At 62.0% G+C, this 21,189-nt stretch carries 17 protein-coding genes; 10 read left to right on the top strand and 7 right to left on the bottom strand.

The window, feature by feature from the left end:
* Positions 1-23: 23 nt before the first annotated feature.
* The 4 genes from LVY75_09450 to LVY75_09435 are packed head-to-tail and all read right to left on the bottom strand — an operon-like array spanning position 24 to position 3,775.
* Positions 24-863, bottom strand: a complete 840-nt coding sequence (locus LVY75_09450; GenBank protein ID XAZ20332.1) for a carbohydrate ABC transporter permease — start codon at positions 861-863, stop codon at positions 24-26.
* A complete protein-coding gene (locus LVY75_09445) occupies positions 860-1,786 on the bottom strand; it encodes a sugar ABC transporter permease (protein XAZ20331.1) in 927 nt (308 codons plus the stop codon). The genes LVY75_09450 and LVY75_09445 overlap by 4 nt, the downstream gene beginning before the upstream one ends.
* The gene (locus LVY75_09440; protein XAZ20330.1) at positions 1,779-2,942 is read right to left on the bottom strand and encodes an ABC transporter ATP-binding protein; all 1,164 of its coding nucleotides are present in this window, start codon (positions 2,940-2,942) and stop codon (positions 1,779-1,781) included. The genes LVY75_09445 and LVY75_09440 overlap by 8 nt, the downstream gene beginning before the upstream one ends.
* Positions 2,939-3,775 (bottom strand): metallophosphoesterase, encoded by an 837-nt coding sequence (locus tag LVY75_09435; GenBank protein XAZ20329.1) that lies wholly within the window; start codon positions 3,773-3,775, stop codon positions 2,939-2,941. The genes LVY75_09440 and LVY75_09435 overlap by 4 nt, the downstream gene beginning before the upstream one ends.
* Between LVY75_09435 and LVY75_09430 the strand changes: the two genes are divergently transcribed.
* Positions 3,746-4,216, top strand: coding sequence for a hypothetical protein (locus LVY75_09430; protein ID XAZ20328.1), 471 nt, complete (start codon positions 3,746-3,748; stop codon positions 4,214-4,216). The genes LVY75_09435 and LVY75_09430 overlap by 30 nt on opposite strands.
* Before the next feature lie 37 nt (positions 4,217-4,253).
* Complete coding sequence (locus LVY75_09425) at positions 4,254-4,988, top strand: hypothetical protein (protein XAZ20327.1); 735 nt, start codon at positions 4,254-4,256, stop codon at positions 4,986-4,988.
* A gap of 14 nt (positions 4,989-5,002) precedes the next feature.
* Here LVY75_09425 and LVY75_09420 read toward each other — a convergent pair whose 3' ends face one another.
* Positions 5,003-5,923 (bottom strand): LysR substrate-binding domain-containing protein, encoded by a 921-nt coding sequence (locus LVY75_09420; protein ID XAZ21377.1) that lies wholly within the window; start codon positions 5,921-5,923, stop codon positions 5,003-5,005.
* A gap of 145 nt (positions 5,924-6,068) precedes the next feature.
* On the opposite strand from LVY75_09420, the gene LVY75_09415 reads away from it, so the two are divergent.
* The 3 genes from LVY75_09415 to fhuB are packed head-to-tail and all read left to right on the top strand — an operon-like array spanning position 6,069 to position 11,076.
* A complete protein-coding gene (locus LVY75_09415) occupies positions 6,069-8,213 on the top strand; it encodes a TonB-dependent siderophore receptor (protein ID XAZ20326.1) in 2,145 nt (714 codons plus the stop codon).
* A complete protein-coding gene (locus LVY75_09410) occupies positions 8,207-9,112 on the top strand; it encodes an iron-siderophore ABC transporter substrate-binding protein (GenBank protein XAZ20325.1) in 906 nt (301 codons plus the stop codon). Before LVY75_09415 ends, LVY75_09410 begins: the two co-directional genes overlap by 7 nt.
* Positions 9,109-11,076, top strand: a complete 1,968-nt coding sequence (gene fhuB / locus LVY75_09405; protein ID XAZ20324.1) for a Fe(3+)-hydroxamate ABC transporter permease FhuB — start codon at positions 9,109-9,111, stop codon at positions 11,074-11,076. Before LVY75_09410 ends, fhuB begins: the two co-directional genes overlap by 4 nt.
* 30 nt (positions 11,077-11,106) lie before the next feature.
* Here the strand turns inward: fhuB and LVY75_09400 are convergent, their stop codons facing one another.
* Complete coding sequence (locus LVY75_09400; protein XAZ20323.1) at positions 11,107-13,344, bottom strand: EAL domain-containing protein; 2,238 nt, start codon at positions 13,342-13,344, stop codon at positions 11,107-11,109.
* Positions 13,345-13,670: 326 nt separating this feature from the next.
* Between LVY75_09400 and LVY75_09395 the strand changes: the two genes are divergently transcribed.
* Positions 13,671-14,399 carry a transporter substrate-binding domain-containing protein gene (locus LVY75_09395; protein XAZ20322.1) on the top strand — a complete coding sequence of 243 codons (729 nt, stop codon included), beginning with the start codon at positions 13,671-13,673 and terminating at the stop codon, positions 14,397-14,399.
* Positions 14,400-14,424: 25 nt separating this feature from the next.
* Here the strand turns inward: LVY75_09395 and LVY75_09390 are convergent, their stop codons facing one another.
* A complete protein-coding gene (locus LVY75_09390) occupies positions 14,425-15,966 on the bottom strand; it encodes a cation:proton antiporter (protein ID XAZ21376.1) in 1,542 nt (513 codons plus the stop codon).
* 103 nt (positions 15,967-16,069) lie between these two features.
* Between LVY75_09390 and LVY75_09385 the strand changes: the two genes are divergently transcribed.
* The 4 genes from LVY75_09385 (at position 16,070) to LVY75_09370 (ending at position 21,189) form a co-directional block, all read left to right on the top strand.
* Entirely contained in the window at positions 16,070-17,293 is a 1,224-nt protein-coding gene (locus tag LVY75_09385) for an FAD-dependent oxidoreductase (GenBank protein ID XAZ21375.1), read from the top strand.
* 244 nt (positions 17,294-17,537) lie between these two features.
* Complete coding sequence (locus tag LVY75_09380; protein ID XAZ20321.1) at positions 17,538-18,560, top strand: substrate-binding domain-containing protein; 1,023 nt, start codon at positions 17,538-17,540, stop codon at positions 18,558-18,560.
* A gap of 66 nt (positions 18,561-18,626) precedes the next feature.
* The gene (locus LVY75_09375; GenBank protein XAZ20320.1) at positions 18,627-20,171 is read left to right on the top strand and encodes a sugar ABC transporter ATP-binding protein; all 1,545 of its coding nucleotides are present in this window, start codon (positions 18,627-18,629) and stop codon (positions 20,169-20,171) included.
* 28 nt (positions 20,172-20,199) lie between these two features.
* Entirely contained in the window at positions 20,200-21,189 is a 990-nt protein-coding gene (locus tag LVY75_09370) for an ABC transporter permease (protein XAZ20319.1), read from the top strand.

Genomic DNA, 21,189 nt, shown 5'->3' with positions numbered 1-21,189 from the left:
CTCGTTCTCCTGGGTTCAGCCGGTCAGCCTTTGAGACCGGTCATGGTGATGCCCTCGACAAAGCGTTTCTGTGCGAACAGGAAGGCTGCAACGAGGGGAATGGTGATGATGATGGTGGCCGCCATCAGTGCGCCGTAGTCGTCGCCGGCTTCCGCGGCGCGGAAGTTCATCAGGCCAAGCGGCGGCGTGGCATAGCCGGGCCTCGAGATGACGATCAGCGGCCAGTAAAGGTCGTTCCAGTGGGCGACGACCGAAATGATCGCGAAGGCCGTGACCGCCGGCCAGGCATTCGGCACGATGACGCGCGAGACGATGCCGAGTTCGGACATGCCGTCGAGGCGGGCGGCATGGATCAGGTCATCGGGCATGGCGCGGAAGAATTGCAGGAACAGGAAGATCGCAAAGACCGAGATGGTGAAAGGGGCGACCAGCGCCGTATAGCCGTTGAGCAGCGACAGGCCGTCGAAGGCGACATAGAGCGGCAGGGCCGTGGCATGGATCGGCACCAAGAGGCCGAGCAGCACCAGCACCATCATCAGCCTGGCGGCGCGGAATTTCAGCTTCGCCATGGCATAGGCGCAGGGGATGGCGACCAGCACCTGAAAGACGAAGATCAGCGCGCAGACGACGAAGCCGTTCCAGAGCAGCGTGCCCATCGCCACCTTATCGAGAGCCTTGGTAAAATTCTGCACGTAGAAAAAATGTGTCGGGATCAGCGAGAGCGCTGCCGTGAAGATATCGTCCTGCGATTTGCCGGCTGCCGAGATCATGAAGATATAGGGCGCGAGGAAGACGATCGCGCCGAGAAGAAGCAAGGCAAGGCGGATCAACCGGCCGAGGGTGAAACGAGAGCGCGTCTTCATGAATAGTGCACCCGCCGGTCGAGGAAGCGGTATTGCAGGAACATCATGACCACGAGGATGGCGAGGAAGACGACCGTCATGGCCGAGGCATAACCGACCTTCATGTAGACGAAGCCCTCCTGGTAGATGGTGAAGAGCAGCACTTCGGAAGCGTGGTTCGGGCCGCCATCCGTCAGCGTCTTCACCGTCTCGAAGGTCTTGACCGCATTGATGACGCTGATCGTGGTGACGAAGAGCGCCGTCGGCCCGAGCATCGGCCAGGTGACGAGCATGAAACGGTCGAGCGGGGACTTGGCGCCGTCGATCTCGGCGGCGGCATAAAGCTCGCGCGGGATCGCGGTGAGGCCGGCGAGGAACAGTACCATGTTGAAGCCAACCGTCTGCCAGACGCCGATGATGGAGAGGCTGTAAAGTGCCGTTGCCGAGGAGCCGAGCCAATTTGGCTTCGGCAGGCCGGCGAGACCGATCAGCGCATTGAGCGGGCCGATGGTCGGGTGGAAGAGATATTGCCAGACGGTCGCCATGGCGACGATCAGCGAGACGACGGGCAGGAAATAGGCGGTGCGGAAGAAGCTCTTTCCCCAGCCCTCGCTCTCGATCAGCATGGCGACTCCGAGGCCGAGCAGGATCGAAACGGGCGCGACGATCGCGGTATAGACCGTCGTGTTCCACAGCGACTTGCGAAAGGTGCGGTCCGTGAACAGCTCTGCATAGTTCTCGAAGCCGACGAAGCGGAACTTGCCGGCGCCAAGCTCGAAATCGGTAAAGCCGAGGACGAGCACGGCGACGATCGGCAGCAGCACGAAGAGTACGATGAGGACGATTGCAGGCGTTGCCAGCAACCATGCGGTCTGCGCCTCGCGCCGCTCATGCTTTACCGCCGATGCGACCGGGCGGATCTCGCCGGCAGCGATACTAGCCATGAGCCTTCTCCCTGGCGGTATCGGCAGGAAGGGCGTTGGTGCGCAGACGACGACCATCGGCTGCAAAGACCATCGCCTTGTCGGGCTGGAAGGAGAGGGCAACCGTCATTCCGGCGGCAAGGCCTGCGGCATCAGCTGGCGCAAGCTTGGCAAGCACGGTCTCGCCGATCGCATTCAGCCGGCAGAACAGGATCATCTCTGACCCGAGGAATTCGAGGCGCTCGATGCGGGCGGGAAGCGAGGTCTCGCCCTCGGCGGCAAGCCGCACGAATTCCGGACGGATGCCGACCGTTACCTCGGAACCGGCGGGATTGGTCTCTTCCAGCGCCAGTCGGATATCGCCGAAGGCGACTGTTCCGTGCTCGGCGCGCGCCGGCAGGAGATTGATGCGCGGCTGGCCGACGAAGCGGGCGACTTCGATATGGGCGGGATCTTCATAGATGACCTGGGGTGCCGCCAGCTGCAGCAGCTCGCCGCCGATCATCACGGCGACCCGGTCGGCCATGGAGAGCGCCTCGGCCTGATCGTGGGTGACATAGACGGTCGGCACGCCGGCGCGGCGATGCAGCTCCACGATCTCGCCGCGCGCGTGGACGCGCAGGTTGGCGTCAAGGTTGGACAGCGGCTCGTCCATGAGGAAGACGCTCGGATGGCGCACCATGGCGCGGGCGAGGGCCACGCGCTGCCGCTGGCCGCCCGACATCTGGCCGGGCTTGCGTTCCAGGAGATGATCGATCTTCAGGGCCTTTGCCGTCTCCTGCACGTCCTTGGAAATGCCGGAACGAATGGCGCGGTAGCCGGGCATGACCGGGCCGAGGAAGGGCAGGCGCTGCACACGGCTCAAGCGCCGCATGGCAAGCGGCACGGCGATGTTCTGGCCGGCCGTCAGGTGCGGATAGAGCGCGTAGGACTGGAAGACCATGGCGATGTTGCGGTCGGCCGCCGCCACGTCGGACATTTCCCGCCCGCCGATGACGATCTCTCCGCTATCGGCATGATCGAGACCGGCAAGGATACGTAGAAGCGTACTCTTGCCGCAGCCCGAGGGGCCGACGAGGGCGATGAATTCGCCTGGCTCGACGTCGAGGCTGATATTCTTCAGGATGGCGTTATCGCCATAGGATTTCCTGATGGCCGAAAGGGAGAGCGCACTCATTGCGCCGGCTCCTTTTGCACCTTGTGGGCCTCGTGCGGATAGACTTCGGCCACGACGTCATCGAGCACATGCGCCTTCATGCCCGATACGGCGACAATCTCGCTCGTGACATCATCGCCGAGATCGTGAAGCACGGCGCCGATGAGCTTCTCGCCCGGCATCTCGCGCTCCATCGTGCCGATAATGAAGGAGGCCGCTGGACCCCAGACGAGTGAGGTGTCGTTGAAGCGGCCTTTCCAGGCCCAGTGCAGGTGGCCGCTGGCATAAAGCGCGACGTCATGGGCAGCGATCAGATCATAGAGCCTCTGGCGCTGTGCCGGGCGGATGCTCCAGTAGCCGGTGTCGCCTTCATCAGGCGTGTCGACAAAGAGCGGCTTATGGGCAAACATTGCAACGCGCCGGCCGGCGCGTGTGGCAAGTGCTCTTTCGAGCCATTCAAACTGCGTTTCCTGCTCGTCGTTTTCCATGCCCATCAGCAGGCTGTCGAGGCCGATCAGGCGCCAGTTGCCGGCATCCTCGAGCCAGTAATCGGGGCCTACGAGGCTGCGCCAGCGGGCAAGCCTTGTCGCATCGACGGGCTGGAGCGAACCCGGAAGATGGCCGACATCATGATTGCCGGGAACGATCAGCATCGGGATCTTCACCTGCCGCATCAGATCCATGCAGAAGGTGAGGTCCTCGTCCTTGTCGGCGCCATCGACGGCGAGGTCGCCGGTATGGATGACGAGATCGGCGCCGCTGCCGTTGATGAAGTCCGCAAGCGGCTGCCAGTTGCCGTTGAAATGCGGTATCGACGGGCTGAAATGCGTGTCGGTGATCTGGACGATTTTCATGCCGGCGCTCTCCGATGGGCCCGCGGCACCTTTCCGGCGGCAGGCAAATACTCTTGCCGCCTCTTTAGAGCCCGCCAATGTCAGGCGGGTTACAAGCGTTTCCACCCTTGTTCCATTTATGTCGTGCAATTGTCATGGAGCCGGTTGCAGCCGAAGCCAGATTGGCAATCCATCAGTCCCATCCGCCCTGGTGAGGATAAATCCACGCGCAAAGGACTGACCGATGAAAGCACTGATGGAGAACAGGAAACGGAGTTGGCCGCGGCCAATTCTTATCGGCTGCACCAATGGCGCAAGGACCGCAACCGACAAGCGGCGAACGGCGCAATGTGGAGAGGGCCATGTTCGATTGTTCATGCTGCAGAAGCTTCGACAATCTCGGCCGAACTGATATTGGGGGGAGCCACCAGCATTTTACCGATCGGCTTCTCGCGTCCTTAAGAGCTGTCTGGCAATTTCTCCTGACGACGGAGAGATCATGACCCGCAAGAACTTCGCAATATACAGCAGTGTGTTCACCGCCCTGTGGATTGCCGTTGCGGTCGGTTTTCCGCTTCTCCTCTTTGCGGCCGTGAAGATGACAGCCTGCGCCGCCGATACCTGCGGCGCCGTCGCTCTGATGTTCGGCCTGTTTGGCCGTATCCTCCTCGTGTTCGTCTACGCTATCGCGATGCTGATATTGATCGCAAAGCGATGCGCGCATGCCGGTTTGAGTGTCTTGTGGACGCTTGCCGGGTTGCTGTGGTTGCTTGCGGCCCGTGATGTTCTTCTTGCCGGCTTCAATTTCTGGGCCGTCGGCTTTTCCCTCGGCATATTGTCCTTCAGGGCTCCCGTAACGATGCTCTTCTTCTTCGCCTTCATCATCTTCCTTTCTATCTGGAAGGGCGAGGACGAGAACCGCGACGGTGCGCTGACCATTCCCTGGCGGCTTGCAGGCATCAGCGCGTTTGTCTCGGCGATGATCGCCGGGGTCATCTGCATCCCGATCGTCGCATCGTTCGGCTGGATCGTGGGCTTGCCGTCGGCCTCCGCGATCGATCTGATGTTTCTGATGGACCGCGTTCTGAGCCTCAGGATCGGGGAGCACTGGATCACCTATGTCGGTGAGCTATGGGTGCTGCTTGCGATCTTCGTCTGCGCCCTGGCATACCTCGTCTTCAGCCAAAGACGTGCGGATAGACGCTCAGCGCCGCCGAACCCGAAGCCTGTGTGATCGCATTCCGGCGATCAGTTACCAGGCGATGGTTGGTGCTCGCGATGTCGGGCGATAAAGGCTTTGACCGCCGGAGCGCCTTCGCCCCTGCGATAGGCGATCGCCACGTCCGAGGTGACAGCGACGCTGCCGAGCGGCCTGTAGTAGATGTCAGGCAGTTCCACGCGGCTCATCGATTGCGGCACCAGCGCTATGCCCATGCCGATGCCGACGAGGGCGGCGATTTCGGTGAAGTCGTGCGCCACCGCATCGACGGTTGGTTCGAAGCCGGCCTCACGGCAGGCCTGTAGCGTGTTGCGGTGAAAGCCGACGTCCGGCGGCTGGCGCGGAGTGATGAACGTCTCCTGCGTCAATCGAGCCAGCGTATCGATCGGGCGCTCTGCGAATTCATGGCCGTCGGGGATCATGGCGACCAGCGGTTCGCGCAGCACGACCTGTACGGAAACACCTGATGGGATCGGGGCCGGTGCGCGGATATAGCCGAAATCGAGCAGGCCGTCGGCAATGCGCTGCAACTGCTGGCGCAGTTCCATTTCCTGCAGTTCGACCTCGACATAGGGATAGTCGCGCTTGAAATCCCTGATAGAGCCGACGACGGCACCGGAATAGGCGGCCGACGCCACATAGCCGATCGAGATGCGTCCGCTTTCGCCGCGCCCGGCGCGGTTGATGGCGGCAACCGTCGCTTCCGTCTGGGCGAGCACTTTCCTAGCCTCCTGAAATAGGGTCTCGCCCGAATGCGTCAGCTGCACGCCCCGGCGGCTGCGATCGAGCAGCGGTGTGCCGACAATCTTTTCAAGGCTCCTGATCTGCTGACTGAGACCCGGCTGGGCGATGCCGAGCCTGGCAGCCGCACGTTCGAAATTCCGCTCTTCGACCAGGCTCACGAAGTATCGCAGGTGCCGGAGTTCGAAGCCGGGGTCGTTCAGCGCCATCATGTTCTCCTGGAAGAATTCAAATCTATGAGATCGGGCGCATTTCATAATCCAGACTTATGAAAAATTCGAGCCGCGTTTATTGGACCTCCGAAAAATAACATGATTAAAAAAATCCAGTTTTACGGCATATAACGAGTCCCCAATGACCGGTTCTCTTCATCTCCTCAAATTTGCTTCCACCACAGCGCTGGCAAGCGCGCTTCTGGCGCCGCTGTTTCCGGCGGTCGCGCAGGATACCGGTCCGACGACGCTTGCCCCGATCGTGATCAGCGGCGCCAAGGACGAGGACCCGACAGCGCCGGTAAGGGGCTTCGTTGCCAGGACGAGTGCGACGGCCACCAAGACCGGCACACCGCTTCTCGAAACCCAGCAATCCATATCGGTACTGACTGCCGATCAGCTGAAGTCGCAGGATGCCGAAACCGTCGGCCAGGCGCTCGACTATGTACCCGGCGTCGTCGGCGAACCCTACGGCGCCGATCCGCGCTTTGATTCACCGCGTATTCGCGGTTTCGACAGCCGCCAGGCGCAGTTCCTGAACGGGCTGCGGATGATGCGCACGGCAGGTGCGCCTGCGGTCGACCCCTATCAGCTCGAGCGTATCGAAGTGCTGCGTGGCCCGGCTTCCGTCATGTATGGCCAGGGCAATCCCGGCGGCATGATCAATCTCATCAGCAAGCGGCCGGTCTTCGAACGTTTCGGCGAAGTCGGCGTGCAGGCCGGCAGCTACGATACCTACGGCACCTATTTCGACTTCGGCGATATCATTCCCGGCAATTCCGATTTCGCCTATCGCCTTACGGGGCTTGCGAGAGCGGCGTCGGCGCAGGTCGAAGAACTGGACAATGACCGCTATTTCATTGCGCCTGCGCTCACCTGGCAGCCCGACGACGATACCAGGCTGACGATCCTGACCAGCATCCAGCACGACAATCCGAGCACGCCATCCGGCCTGCCGGCGCAGCTCACGCTGAATGCGACCGATACCAACCGCCTGTCGCGGGATTTCTTCGTCGGCGACAAGAGCTTCGATACGTCCTCACGGACGCTCACCAATCTCGGTTATGAGTTCGAGCATCGGCTGAATGATACCTGGACCTTCCGCCAGAACCTTCGCTACCAGAATTTCGACTGGAACTATCAGGCGCTCGGCATGTCGACGACTGGCCTGACGGGCGGGCGGACGATCAACCGCAATGCCACGATCCAGGATGAGTCGCTGAACACGTTCAACGTCGACAACAACCTGATTGCGGAATTCGATACCGGCGAGATCCAGCACAAGATGCTGTTCGGACTGGACTACCGCTATTACGACAACAATGTCGGCACGCAGTTCTGGCGCGCAACGCCGCTCGATGCCTTCAATCCGGTCTATGGCTCGGTCAACCTGATTGCGCGCACGCTCAGTACAAAAGTCGATTCGCAGATGACGCAGGTGGGCCTCTACGTCCAGGACGAGCTTGCCTATGAGAACTGGCGTGCGACGGCAGCGCTTCGGCAGGACTGGGCAAGCACCGAGGGGACATCGACGAACCGGCTGACGGGCATTTCACGTCCTCTCGATCAGGACGATCACAAGCTGACGGGCCGGGCCGGTCTCAGCTATGTCTTCGATAGCGGCATCGCCCCCTATATCAGCTACGCCACCTCCTTCGAGCCGGTGCCGGTTTCCGCAACGAGCGGCATTCTCCAGCCGACGACGGGCGAGCAGGTGGAAGTGGGCATCAAATATCAGCCGGAGGGCTGGAACGGCTTCTTCACCATCGCCGCCTACGACCTGAAGCAGGAGAACGTCCTGACGACTTACGCTCTGCCGGATGGCACGACGAGAACCGGTCAGATCGGCGAAGTCGATGTCAAGGGTATCGAACTCGAGGGCGTTGCCAGTCTCACAGACGGCCTCGACCTGCGCGCCGCCTACACCTACATGCAGGCCGAAATCGTCGGCGGTATCGACGACGGCAAGCGCCCGGACAATGTGCCCGAGCATGCCGCAAGCCTCTGGCTCGACTACACCTTCCCCGAGGATACGGCGCTCGAAGGCTTCGGTCTCGGCGGCGGCGTGCGTTATGTCGGCCAGCGCTACGGCGATATCAAGAACACGCTCGATCTTGACGCCGTGACCCTCTTCGATGCAGCAGTGCATTACAAGAAGGACAATGTGACCGCCTCGCTGAACTTCAAGAACCTTGCCGACAAGGACTATGTTGCAAGCTGCAGCTCCTTCGGCTGCACCTATGGCGATGGCAGAACGGTGATGGGCAAGCTGACCTTTCAATGGTGAGTGAATTTCGAGACGAAAACGGACGAGGCATCAGCCGTCGGCGGGCGCTTGCCCTGCTGGCGGCCTTCGCCGTTCCGGGAAAGACCCTTGCGGAAACACCGAAGCGCATCGCGGCGATCGACTGGGCTATGCTGGAGACACTGGTCGCGCTCGGCGTCATGCCGGTCGCTGCGACCGAACTCGTGCAGTTCCGCAAGGATGCGGTCGAACCTGTGCTCGATCCCTCGGTTGCCGATCTCGGCCTGCGCGGATCGCCGAACCTCGAACTCCTGCGCCTGCTGCGCCCGGACCTCATCCTGATTTCGCCCTTCTATGTCAGGTTCGAGGCAAGCTTCCGGGCGATCGCGCCTGTCTTGTCGCTGCCATTTTACAACAGGGGAGAGCCGCCCTATCAGAAGGCAATCGATGCCGTCTCCGCGCTCGCCAGCGAACTCGGCCTCGAGGAGCGAGCACGTGCTGTGGTGGAGCAACAGGCAGCGCTCGTCGAGGAGACACGCCTCAGCCTGCAGGCATTTGCGTCCCGGCCGACCTATCTCGTCAACATCGGCGATGCCAGGCATGTGCGTGTCTTCGGCGCAGACAGCATGTTCGGCGATATCCTCGGCCGTCTCGGCCTGCCGAATGCCTGGACGGACCGCTCCCGCTATACGTTTGCCGCGCCGGTGCCGATCGAAAATCTCGCGGCCGACCCCGAAGCCCGCATCGTCATCATTTCCGATATCCCGGTCGAGGCCCGCAACGGCTTGAAGGAGAGCATGATCTGGCAATCGCTGCAGCCAGTGCGCTCTGGCCGCGTGCTGATGCTCGGCAACATCAATCCCTATGGCGGCATCATCGCCGCCGCACGCTTCACGCGGCTCTTCCAGGCGGCGATGCTGTCGTCGGGGGAAATGCCGTGACGAGACCCGCCGCATTATCAGCAGCACTTCTGGCCCTTGCCGCCTCTGCCGGCCTCTTCCTTTGGTCAGCGCTGAACCATCTGCCTCTGGCCGACTGGCCGTCCCTGCCTTTCGATGCCGGGCGGATGACGACGCAGCAGATCATTTTCGCCTATGCCGTTCTGCCGCGCGGAGCGGTCGTGATACTGGCCGGTGCCGCTCTCGGTCTTGCCGGCGCCCTCTTGCAGCGCCTGCTGCGCAACCCGATCGCCGATCCCTCGACGCTCGGCGTCTCCTCGGGCGCGCAGCTTGCAATCGTCGCGGCGACGCTCTTCTTTCCTGAAGTGCTCGATGGCTACCGCGCCTTCGTCGCGCTTGCCGGTGCCGCTGCGGCGATGGCTCTCGTCTTCCTGCTCGGTTGGCGTCGCAGCTTCGAGCCCATCACGATGGCGGTTTCCGGTCTTCTCGTCGGCATCACCTGCAGCGCGCTGTCGGCGGCAATGACGCTCTCGCAGGGTGAATATCTGATGTCGCTGGTGACCTGGAACGGTGGCTCGCTCAGCCAGCAGGACTGGTCGACGACGATAACACTTGGTCTGGAGCTGCTGCTCGGCATCGCCGTCACCCTCCTGTTGCTGCGTCCGCTGACCGTGCTTGGCCTCGGCGACAGCGGTGCCCGCTCGCTGGGTGTCGCGCTCGCCGGCACGCGCATAGCCGTTGCCAGCCTTGCCGTGGCGTTGAGCGCCGGCGTTGCCGCTGCCGTCGGCCTCGTCAGCTTTGTCGGTCTTGCCGCCCCGGCACTGGTGCGTCTGGCGGGTATCCGCACGACACGCAGCATCCTGCTTCTGTCGCCTGTCGCCGGCGCCCTCTTGCTCTGGTTCTGCGATGGCGTCGTCCAGCTCGTTGCCGCCTCGGCCGGCGAAACCTTCCCGACGGGATCGGTGACGGCGCTGATCGGCGGCCCGCTGCTCATCTGGCTGCTGCCGCAGGTGCGCGCCGTCGAGCCGCCGCAACCGCCCGACAGCATCGTCGTTTCCCGTGCGCCGTTGTCGCGGCTCCTCTTCATCCTTTGCCTCCTGCCGCCGCTCGTCTGGGCGGCCCTCTGCATTGCTCGCCTGCCTGACGGTTGGATGTTGCTTGGCGGCGATCTCTTCTGGGAGCTCTTTCCCGCCCGCTGGCCGCGACTGGTTGCGTCGGCCGCCGCCGGCGGCCTGCTTGCCATGGCTGGCACCATCCTGCAGCGCCTCACCGGCAATCCGATGGCAAGCCCGGAGGTGCTGGGTGTCAGCGGCGGTGCCGGTGTCGGTTATGCCGTTGCCTTGAGTTTCTCCGCCAGTGCCGGCGCGTTCGAACTCTTCCTCGGGGCCGGCGGTGGCGCGGTCATCGTGCTCGCGCTCGTGGCGCTCTTTGCCGCCCGCCGGCATCTTCCGCCGGAGCGGTTGCTGCTTGCAGGTATTTCCGTCAGCGCCTTCAGCTCGGCGATCCTCAGCGCTCTTCTTGCCGTTGGTGATCAGCGCGCCTGGCAGATTCTTGCCTGGCTTGGCGGCTCGGCTGCGGCGGCGACGCCCGACGTTGCAGCGTTCCTCGCCGCCCTTACTCTTCTTACCCTGATCATCGGCCTGATCTTCACGCGGTGGCTGACAATCCTGCCGCTTGGAGCACCCACCGCCTTGGCCCTCGGCCTGCCGTTGGTCGGCGCCCGCATGATGATGGTGCTGACGGCAGGCATTGCGACCGCTGCCGCCTCGCTGCTTGTCGGCCCCTTGAGTTTTGTCGGCCTGATGGCTCCCCACATCGCCCACCGCGCCGGCTTCGAAAAGCCAGGCAGCCGCCTTGTCGCCTCGGCTGTGATTGGCGCTGTGCTGATGGTGATCGCCGACCTCGGCGCCCGCACCGTAACCTTCCCCTACGAGCTGCCGCTCGGCCTTTTTGCGGCCTTCGCCGGTGCGCCTTACCTTGTCTGGATGATCGGCAAGAGGCCGTGACGCGGCCGCTTTTTAAAGACGATCAGCCGCTCAGGGTGTGGCAGCCGACGGTGGCCGCATAGCTTCGGTGGATGGCAATGACGACACGAAGTCAGCCAGCGGCACAGGACGGGAGAACAGGAAGCCCTGCAGGTCGTTGCAGCCTGCAGCGACGAGAAAATCCCGCTGCCCTTCGGTCTCGACACCTTCCGCCGTCGTCGCTTTTCCAAGCGTGCGGCTGAGGCCCAGGATCGCCGAAACGATGGCGGCGCCCTCGGCCTGCGTTCCCAGCAACCGTACGAAGGACCGGTCGATCTTGATCCGGTCGATATTGAACTGGATGAGGTGGCTGAGCGACGAGAAGCCGGTGCCGAAATCGTCGAGCGCAATTCGGATCCCCTGGGATCGAAGCCTGCCGAGTGTGCCTTGCGCGCCCTCGTCGATGTTGAAGAGGGCGGCTTCCGTCAGTTCCAGTTCGAGGCGCGATGGTGACAGGCCCGTTTCCGAAAGGATCGACAGCACGTAGCGGTCGAAGTCGCGATGCCGGATCTGCGAGGGGGAGACGTTGACGGCGACCGACATATCGGCTGGCCAGCTTGCCGCTGCCTTCGCGGCGTTCCTCAGCACCCAGCCGCCAAGCTGGTCGATCATGCCGGCTTCCTCGGCGATCGGGATGAACTTGTCCGGCGACAACAGTCCAAGGGTGGGATGGCGCCACCGCACGAGCGCTTCCGCCCCCGAAAGTCTTCCATGCGCGTCGGCACGATGCACACCCTGGAAGAAGACCTCGAGATGGCCGGGATCACTCGGACGTACAATTTCTGCGCTGTCGGAGAGGTGCGTCGGACCCTCCAGCACCAGGCGAAGATCGTTCTTGAGATTTTCCCGTGCCTCGACCCGATGATCCAGGGAGGGTTCATATTCGATCAGGCGCCCGCGCCCGCTGGTCTTGGCTTCATAAAGGGCGACGTCCGCACGCCGCAATATCTCGCTGGTCGCCTCAGCCGCATCATGAAAGGCTGCGGTGCCGATCGAGCATCCGATGCGGACGACAACGTCGCCGCCGCGCAGCTGGAACGGCCTGCTCAGCGCCTCGATGATGGTGTTGCAAAGCAGGATGTAGCTGTCGTCACCCTCCCTGACATGGGGAAGAAGCAGGGCGAATTCATCGCCGCCGAGCCTTGCAAGCGTGTCGCCCGTTTCGATCAGGGCATTCATCCTGTCGACGGCGCCGCGCAGCAGCTCGTCTCCGGCAGCATGCCCGTGGATGTCGTTCACCTCCTTGAATTTGTCGAGATCGACAAGGGCAAGGACGGCATGCTCGCCAGGTGATTTCATGGCCGCGAGGCATTGCTCAAAACGGGCCGCAAAGAGCGCCCGGTTCGGCAGGCCCGTCAGCACGTCATGCAGCGAAAGATGCCGGGCATGAAGTTCGCTGGCGCTGAGTTCCCTGAGGCTGCCGCGCAACCGGCCCATCAAGGCGAAGAACAGGCCAGCGATGACGAGACCGGCAACGGAAAGCACGGGAACGAGCCGGCCGATGACGCGTGTGCCCGGCAGGTCCGGCCTCCAGATGATGAAGCCGATCGGTTCGCCCGTCGTCGTCGCCTCGATTTCGAAGGCGACCTCATTCTGCTCCTGATCCGCAGTGCGGGCATAGCGCGCGCCTGCCAGCCCCTGTTCCCGGCTCAGCGTATCGAGCGTGGCGCCGTCGAGGAAGCGGAACGCCACGAGGTAGAGCCTGTTGGCATCATTTGCTTGCTGCGGATCCACTTTCGAAGAGCCCGTGACCGAAACGACGCCGGCGACCGAAGGCCGGCCCTCGAGACGCATCAGCTCCACCCGGCTGGGTTCCGGATCCGAACTCGGTCCCTGCGGCGCACCGTGTTGCCTTGCTTCAAGATCCTGGATCATGGGCTGAAGCAGCGGCCGCACCCATTTAAAGCGACGTTTCGTTTCGGTATCGGACTGCAGGGCGAGCTCGCCTGCCGGGGTCACCAGGAATGCTGCATTGTAGCCGAATACCGTCGTCGCGATCTTCCCGAACGCCCCGGCCGATGTCGCGCCGCTCTTGCCGCCGGTCGTTGCCGAATCCGACACCAGCAGCGAGGCGTAACCGGCGCCCATCAGCTGGATGTCCTGCGATACCCGCTGGACCTGATCCAGAAGCCGGCTGTTGACGAGCTGGCGCTGCCGATCGAGAGCGGCGGCGTCGCTTTCCCTCCCGGCCCAGATGGCAGCCAGGAACACCAGCCCAAGAATTGCCAGGCCGCTGATCGCAAGCAGCACCAGTATCGACCCGGACGATGTCCAGGCCTTTCTATGAGTGAATAATCTTAAAGACGGATCAGCAGGCACGCAGTCTTCTCCCGAGCGCGCCAATACTGACCTCGATTGTTTACAAAAAGCTTTTCAAGCAGCATCAAAATTAATGGCCCAAAATGATGAGCTTTTTAATCGTTTTGTGATTGGCTGCTCATTGCGCAACGCTTGCCGATGCAAGCTTGGCGATCGGGCTCTACGTCAAGGTGATTGATATGTTGCGATTGGGATCTCTCTACCGTTCGAAGTTCTTTGCATTTGTTTGTGCGACCGTTGTTTCGGTCGGCATTTTTATGCCCGCGGCCGTCCGGGCTGCCGAAAGCGACAGCATCCGCATAGCTGTCGAGGGCGCGTTTCCGCCGTTCAACTATGTCGATTCCAATAACCAGCTTCAGGGCTTCGACGTGGATATCGCCAAGGCCCTCTGCGAGGCCGCGAAATTGAAGTGCGAATTCGTCATCCAGGAATGGACTGCGATGATCCCGAACCTGCTCGACAACAAGTATGACGCAATCATTTCGTCGATGTCGATGAGCGCGGAGCGGCGAGAAAAGGTCGCCTTCACGCAGAAATATTATGACAGCCCGACGGTCTTCATCGCGCGCAAGAAGTTCGACATTGCCGGCACGTCACCCGAAGATCTGAAGAAGCTACGGCTCGGGGTGACGGCAGCGACCTCCCAGGAGTCCTACGCCAAGAAGTTCTACGGCGGTATCGCCACGACCGTATTCCAGGCATCGCCGGATCTCTACAAGGGTCTTGCTGACGACAAGGTCGATATCATCCTGGAAGACAAGCTCGCGGTCTATGACTGGCTCGCAAACACCAAGGCTGGCAGCTGCTGCGAATTCAAGGGCGACGATATCAAGAATACCGAATATTTCGGCGACGGAGCCGGTATCGCCGTGCGTCCGACCGACAAACCGCTGCTGGACAGGCTCAATGCAGCGCTCGAGGAGATCCAGGCCAACGATACCTACGATACGATCAACGCGAAATATTTCCCGTTCAGCATCCGCTGAAGGCGCCTAGCCCGTTTCAGGTGACCTAGCTCTCGGTAATGCGCCGATCCTCGTCGGAGCCGACCGAGAGCTGCTTCCAGTCGAGATCTTCCTGCAGTTCGAGATATTGCGTCGCGCCGATCCTGTCCTTGTCGCGCAGTTCCTCCAGACGCTGGCGCTGGGCGATCACGGCGGCGATTGTCAGTTTGCGGCGCCGCTCGAGCGGCGAGGCTCCGTCAAGGTCCGAGGGCACCGTCCAGTGGTCCTTGCAGACCGTCCTGATCGCCTCGGCCTCGACGCCGCCTTCCTTTTCAAGCCGCTGGAATGCCGCCTCGGCGAGCGAGCGCCTTGCTGCTTCCAGTTCGTCATGGACTTGGCGTTGCCGCCCGAGTTTCAGGAAATGGATCATCGGTGCGAGCGTCGCTCCCTGGATGACGAGCGTTGCCAGCACCACCGCAAAGGCTGTCAGCACCACGAGATCGCGGTCCGGAAAATCGGCGGGCAGCGCGAAGGCGGTGGCAAGCGTGACGAGGCCGCGCATGCCCGACCAGCCGACCAGGAAGGTCTCCCCGTGCCTGAAAGGCGCCAGAACACCGCCGCGCCGGTGACGCAAGGTGACGAACGCATGCAGCAGGAAGGCCATCGCCAGGCGCGCCAGGATGACGCCGACCACGACGATTCCGGCAAAGCCGAGCGCCCGCTCGAGCGCCTCGGCCGACATGGATTCGACGATGCTGCGCGCCTGCAGCCCCATGAGCAGGAAGGCGACGACGTTCAGCAGGAAGACGACCGTCGTCCAGACGGCGAAGGAATGCACCCGCATGCGCGGGGAATCGTCGACCGTCGACAGTGTGGCGATCGTCATGGCGCTCGCAACCGTTGCCAGTACGGCCGAGAGATGCAGATGCTCGGCGATCAGCCAGGTCGAAAAGGCATAGACGAATTGCAGCAGGGTGCCACCGACCGTGTTTTCGGTGATCGGCCGGAGCCGCGAGACGAAAAAGCCGAAGGCGATGCCGAGCAAAATGCCGCCGGGTGCTGCAAAGCCGATCTGGAGGGCAGTCGCGCCATCGAGCCCGCCGCGCGCCTGGACCGTGAGTGCGGCTCCGAACAACAATAGCGCCGTTGCATCGTTGAAGAGGCTTTCGCCCTTCAGCAGAGCATCCACGCGGCGGTCCACCGGCAGATTGGAAAGCACGGCGGTCGCCGCAGCAGCATCAGGCGGTGCAACGATGGCGCCAAGTGTGACCGCCACCGCGATCGGCAAGCCAACGGTCAGCATGCTGATCGACACCACCACGCCTGTTGTCACCAGCACGGCGATGACGGCATAGAAGATCAGCGGCAGCAGCATGCGCCGCGCAGCCCCCATCGGGAAGTCATAGGCGGAATCGACGAGGACGGGCGCGATGAACAGGGCAAGCGCCGTCGGCGGATCGATCGGGATGACAGGCGCGCCGGGCAGCATCGCCACGCCCACGCCGGCAGCAGCCAGAATACCCGGATAGGGCAGATGCATGCGCCGGGTGATCTGCAGGAGCAGGATGGCGACAGCGAGAAGGGCGACGAGGGTTTCGAAGAAGGTCATGTCGGCATAGTAGCAGGCTTTCCGTCGCATTGAAGCGGGTGCGGCTCCCATGTAAAGCTGAAGCCTATCAAGGTGATGACAAAAGGCGAGGCAAGCCGTGACGATGGACTACGATGTGGCTGTTATCGGTGCCGGCGCGGCGGGCATTGCAGCGGCGCGAAAGCTCGCCGGTGCCGGCCGTTCGGTCGTCGTTCTCGAAGCCAGCAACCGTGTCGGCGGTCGTGCCTGGACCGTCGAACTTTCCGGCATGTCGCTCGATATGGGCTGCGGTTGGCTGCATTCGGCCGAGCGCAATCCGCTTGTCGCGATCGGCAGTGAGGCCGGCTTCACGATCGAGCGGGGGCCGACGGCCTGGCAGAACCAGTGGCGCGATCTCGGTTTCCCTCCGGAGGAACGCAAGGCCGCCGCTGCCGCCTGGGGCGCGCTTGAAGAGCAGCTGCGGGCCAATCCGCCGGCAAGCGACAGGGCATCGGACGCGCTGGAACCCGGCGGCGAATGGAACGCCTATTGTCAGTCGCTGTCAGGTTATCTGAACGGGGCGCCGCTCGAGCGGCTGTCTGTTGCCGATTTCCTTGCTTATGACAATGCCGCAACCGATGCTAATTGGCGGGTGCACGAAGGCTATGGAAGCCTTATCGCCGCTGCCGTTCCCGATGTGACGCTGCGTCTGTCGACACCGGTGCGCCATGTTGCGCTGACGAGTGGGGGTGTCCGACTTGAAACCGATCGCGGTCCGGTCAGTGCCAATGCTGTGATCGTCACGGTTTCGACCAACGTACTTGCCCGCGGCATTATCGTCTTCGACCCTGAGGCCGATGAGCATCTGCATGCCGCAGCACAATTGCCGCTCGGCCTTGCCGACAAGCTCTTCATGGAACTCCATGGCAATCACGGTCTCGAACCGGAAACCCATCTGCTTGGCGATGCCCGAAACGACCAGACCGGCAGCTATTATATCCGGCCGCTCGGCCGCCCCGTCGTCGAAGGCTTCTTCGGCGGCAAGGGCGCCGTCGTCATCGAACAGGCTGGCTTGCTCGACGCCTTTACCTTTGCGCTCGAGCAGCTGTCATCATTGCTCGGAAACAACATCCGCCGCCATCTGCGGCCCCTGACAGCTTCGTCCTGGTGCCACACGGATTGGGTTCGAGGCTCCTACAGCCATGCGCTGCCGGGCCATGCGGGTGCGCGAGCCATCCTGGCGAAGCCCGTCGCCGACCGGCTGTTCTTTGCCGGCGAAGCGACGCATCAATCCGATTTCTCGACCGCGCACGGGGCATGGGAGAGCGGACTGCGGGCTGCCGACGAAGTGATCGGCAACGCTGGCTAGGCCGGGTCGACAGTCAGGATTCCAAATCGGCTGATCGCTGCTTTACAGGCCATCGTGGTGGACCACGGCGTCTGCGTCGTGCCCTTGATGTGAAATATATTTCACGTGATGAATTATATTGACATTCTTTTGGCGCCAGAGTTATCTCGCTTTACCGGCGTTCGAGGAGGAAATCCGGTTTCACGAACAAGGCGCTGATTGCGCCATCGGCATTTGGGAGGGGCTTCGGCCTCGAGGAGGAACTTTGCGCAATTTTCTAGGCACAACAGCGATGGCCGTTCTGGCTGCCGCGACACTGAGCACGGCTGCATCAGCGGCCGAAACCGAAAACCCGTTTCGCTGCAAACCCGGCGAAAAATACGTCATGAACGTCATGGTGTCGGGCGTTGAATATTGGTTCCCGGTCTATGAAATGTTCAAGCAGGCCGGACAGCAGCTCGGCTGCGAGACGGCTTATACCGGCACCCCGGAATATGACGTCAACAAGCAGATCGCAACGTTCGACCAGGCTCTTGCCCAGAACCCGGCCGGCATCCTCGTTCACCCGATGAACTCGGACCCTTTCATCGAGCCGATCAATCGCGCGATCGATCAGGGTACGGCCGTTGTCACCTTTGCGGCGGATTCACCGCTGTCGAAGCGCATTTCCTTCATCACATCCGACAATACCCGCGAGGGCATTTATGCCGCCGACGCAATTGCCAAGAAGCTCGGGGGCAAGGGCGAATATGCGGTTCTGGAAAATCCGGGTCAGGACAACCACGACAAGCGCATCGCGGCCTTCATCGCGCGAATGGAAGAGAAGTACCCGGACATGAAGCTCGTTGGCCGGGCGGCATCGAACCAGGATCCGAACAAGGCCTATCAGGGTCTGATGAGCCTGGTGCAGGCTCACCCGAACCTCAATGCAGTGTTCATGCCGGAGGCGAACTCGGCGATCGGCGCGGCCCAGGCAAACAAGGAAAGCGGCGGCAAGATCCTCGTCATGTGCGCCGACGTCAATGCCAACATCCTCGACATGATCAAGGCCGGGGAAGTCTTCGGCTCGATCAATCCCAACCAGGGCATGCAGGGCTTCATGCTGCTGTGGCTTGCCAAGCATCCGGAACTGATCGATCCGATGAACGACGCCAAGCGTTCGGGTTTCAACCCGATGAGCATCCCCGTCGTCGATAACGGTCTCTCGATCGTGACGGCCGCAAATGCCGACGACTTCTACTGGGACAAGTACCTCCAGCGCCGGGGTACGAAAGGCATCGAGGAGTAGGCCTTGCTGGCCGCTGTCGGGTCAGGAGCCGACAGCGGCCGCAAAGCGGGGAGAGGGAGAGCTATCATGGCGCAGACGCCGGCCCTGGAAATACGCAACGTCACCAAGCGTTTTGGCACGATCAAGGCGCTGACGGATGTGAGCTTCCACCTTGAAAAGGGGGAGGTTCATGCCCTCTGCGGCGAAAACGGCGCAGGCAAATCGACGTTGATGAACATCATTGCGGGTGTGCTGCAGCCGAATGAGGGAGAAATTGTCGTTGATGGCGCGCCCGTGAAAATCGCCTCTCCCGCCGTTGCCCAGTCGCTGGGCATCGGACTGGTACACCAGGAAATCGCGCTGTGTCCGGATGCCACTGTTGCCGAAAACATGTTCATGGTGGCGACGAACCGCCGGCGGTCGCCCTTGATGAATTTCGCCAGGCTGGAACGCGACGCTCAGGCGGTAATGAACCGCCTTGCTCCGATCGACGTTCGCCAGAAGGTTGGCGATCTGCCGATTTCCAGCCAGCAGCTGGTCGAGATCGCCAAGGCGCTGACGCTCGACTGCCGTGTCCTCATCCTCGACGAGCCCACCGCGGCTCTGACGGAGGCGGAGGCGCAGGTCCTGTTCGGCATCATCAACGATCTGAAGGCTCACGGCATTTCGATCATTTATATCAGCCATCGCATGGCAGAGATCTTCAGCCTCTGCGATCGGGTCACGGTTTTTCGCGATGGACGCTATGTCTCCACCGAACGGATCTGCGACCTGACGCCCGACGAAGTCGTGCGCCGCATGGTTGGGCGTGAGATCACGCAGCTCTACCCCGAAAAGCAACCGGTGGCGGAGCAAAGCGAGCAAACCATTCTTTCCGTCCGCAATCTCGGCGACGGGACGCGCTTTGAAAATGTCAGCTTTGAATTGCGCAAGGGAGAAATTCTCGGGATCGGCGGCCTCATCGGCTCCGGCCGAACCGAGATCGCAGAGGGTATCTGCGGCCTTCGCCCGACCAGGCAAGGCGACGTTCGACTTTGGGGCGACGTGCTTAGCGTCTCGTCCTATGCTGAGGCGGTGAAAGCGGGCGTTGTCTATCTGTCCGAGGATCGCAAAGGCTCAGGTGTCTTTCTCGATCTGTCGATCGCCCAGAACATCGCAGCCCTCGATCTCAAGTCGCTGACGGGACCGTTGGGACTCTTGAACACGAGGGCAGAGGCCGAGCGGGCACAGGATCTGGCGCGCCGTCTTGGTATTCGGATGGGCGGTATCGACATGCCCGTCTCATCGCTCTCCGGGGGCAACCAGCAGAAAGTAGCCATTGCAAAGCAGTTGGCGGTCGATCCGAAAGTGATCCTGATGGACGAGCCGACGCGCGGTATCGACGTCGGCGCAAAATCTGAAATTCACCGTTTGCTGCGCGAGCTTGCGCGGTCCGGGGTCGGCATTGTCGTCATCACATCCGAGCTGCCGGAGCTTCTCGGTCTCTGCGATCGGGCGATCGTCATCCGCGAAGGCAGGGTTGCCGGAGAAGTCAAGGGCGAGGCGATGACCGAACAGGCCGTCATGCGGCTCGCATCCGGCATCGGCGCAAGTCAACACAACATATCGAAGGCATCAGAGCATGCCGTCTGACGATAAAACTGGGACGGGAGACCAGGCAATGACAGATCACGCATTGGCGGCGACAAGACAACGCGTCTCTTCCTGGAAGAGGCTGGGAACGATGCGCGAAGCGGGATTGATTGCGATTATTCTCGCGCTCTGCGTCCTCATGAGCTTTGCCTCCCCACATTTCCTGACGATGGGCAATTTCCGTGCGATGCTGATGTCGTTCTCGGTGGAGGGCATCGTGGTCGTCGGCATGACGATCCTTCTGATCGTCGGCGGCATCGATCTTTCGGTCGGCTCGGTTGTCTGCTTCTCGATGGTCTTGTCCGGCTCGCTGTTCCTGATGGGGATGGACCCATGGAGCGCGTCTCTGGTGGGTATTCTCGCCAGCGCCTTGATTGGTTGTGCCATGGGCTTCTTTGTGACGGTGATCGGGCTCAACCATTTCATCACGTCGCTTGCCGCAATGGTCATCGTGCGGGGCGTCTGCCTGATCATCACCAAGGGAACGCCGCTCTCGCTGTTTACGTTGCCGCCGTCATTCAAGGCGGTCGGGCAGGGCACGTTCCACGGCATTCCCTACGTCATTCTGATCTTCGTCGCGATCGTGGCGATTTTTGATTTCCTGCTGCGCAGGGCGACAGCGTTCCGCAAGGTCTTCTACACCGGCAGCAACGAGAAGGCGGCGCTTTATTCGGGGATCAGGACGAACCAGGTGAAATTTTGGGTGACCGTCCTCTGCAGCACTTTGTCGGGCGTTGCCGGTGTCATCTACATGTCGCGCTTCGGCGCGGCGACCCCGACCTTCGGCGTGGGCATGGAACTCAACATCATTGCCGCTGCCGTGATCGGCGGCGCCTCGCTCAGCGGCGGTTCCGGCACCATCCTTGGCGCCATCCTCGGTATCGCGCTTCTGTCGGTGGTCAGCAGTTCGCTGATCCTCCTGAATGTCTCGGTCTACTGGCAGGATATGATAAAAGGCTGCATTCTCCTGGCTGCCGTTTCCATCGATCATTTCTTGCACAAGCGGAAGGCTGCCTGA

Source organism: Sinorhizobium sp. B11, from assembly GCA_039725955.1.
Classification (GTDB): domain Bacteria; phylum Pseudomonadota; class Alphaproteobacteria; order Rhizobiales; family Rhizobiaceae; genus Rhizobium.
The sequence above is the reverse complement of the archived record's forward strand: the minus strand, read 5'-3'. Positions and strand labels throughout refer to the sequence as shown.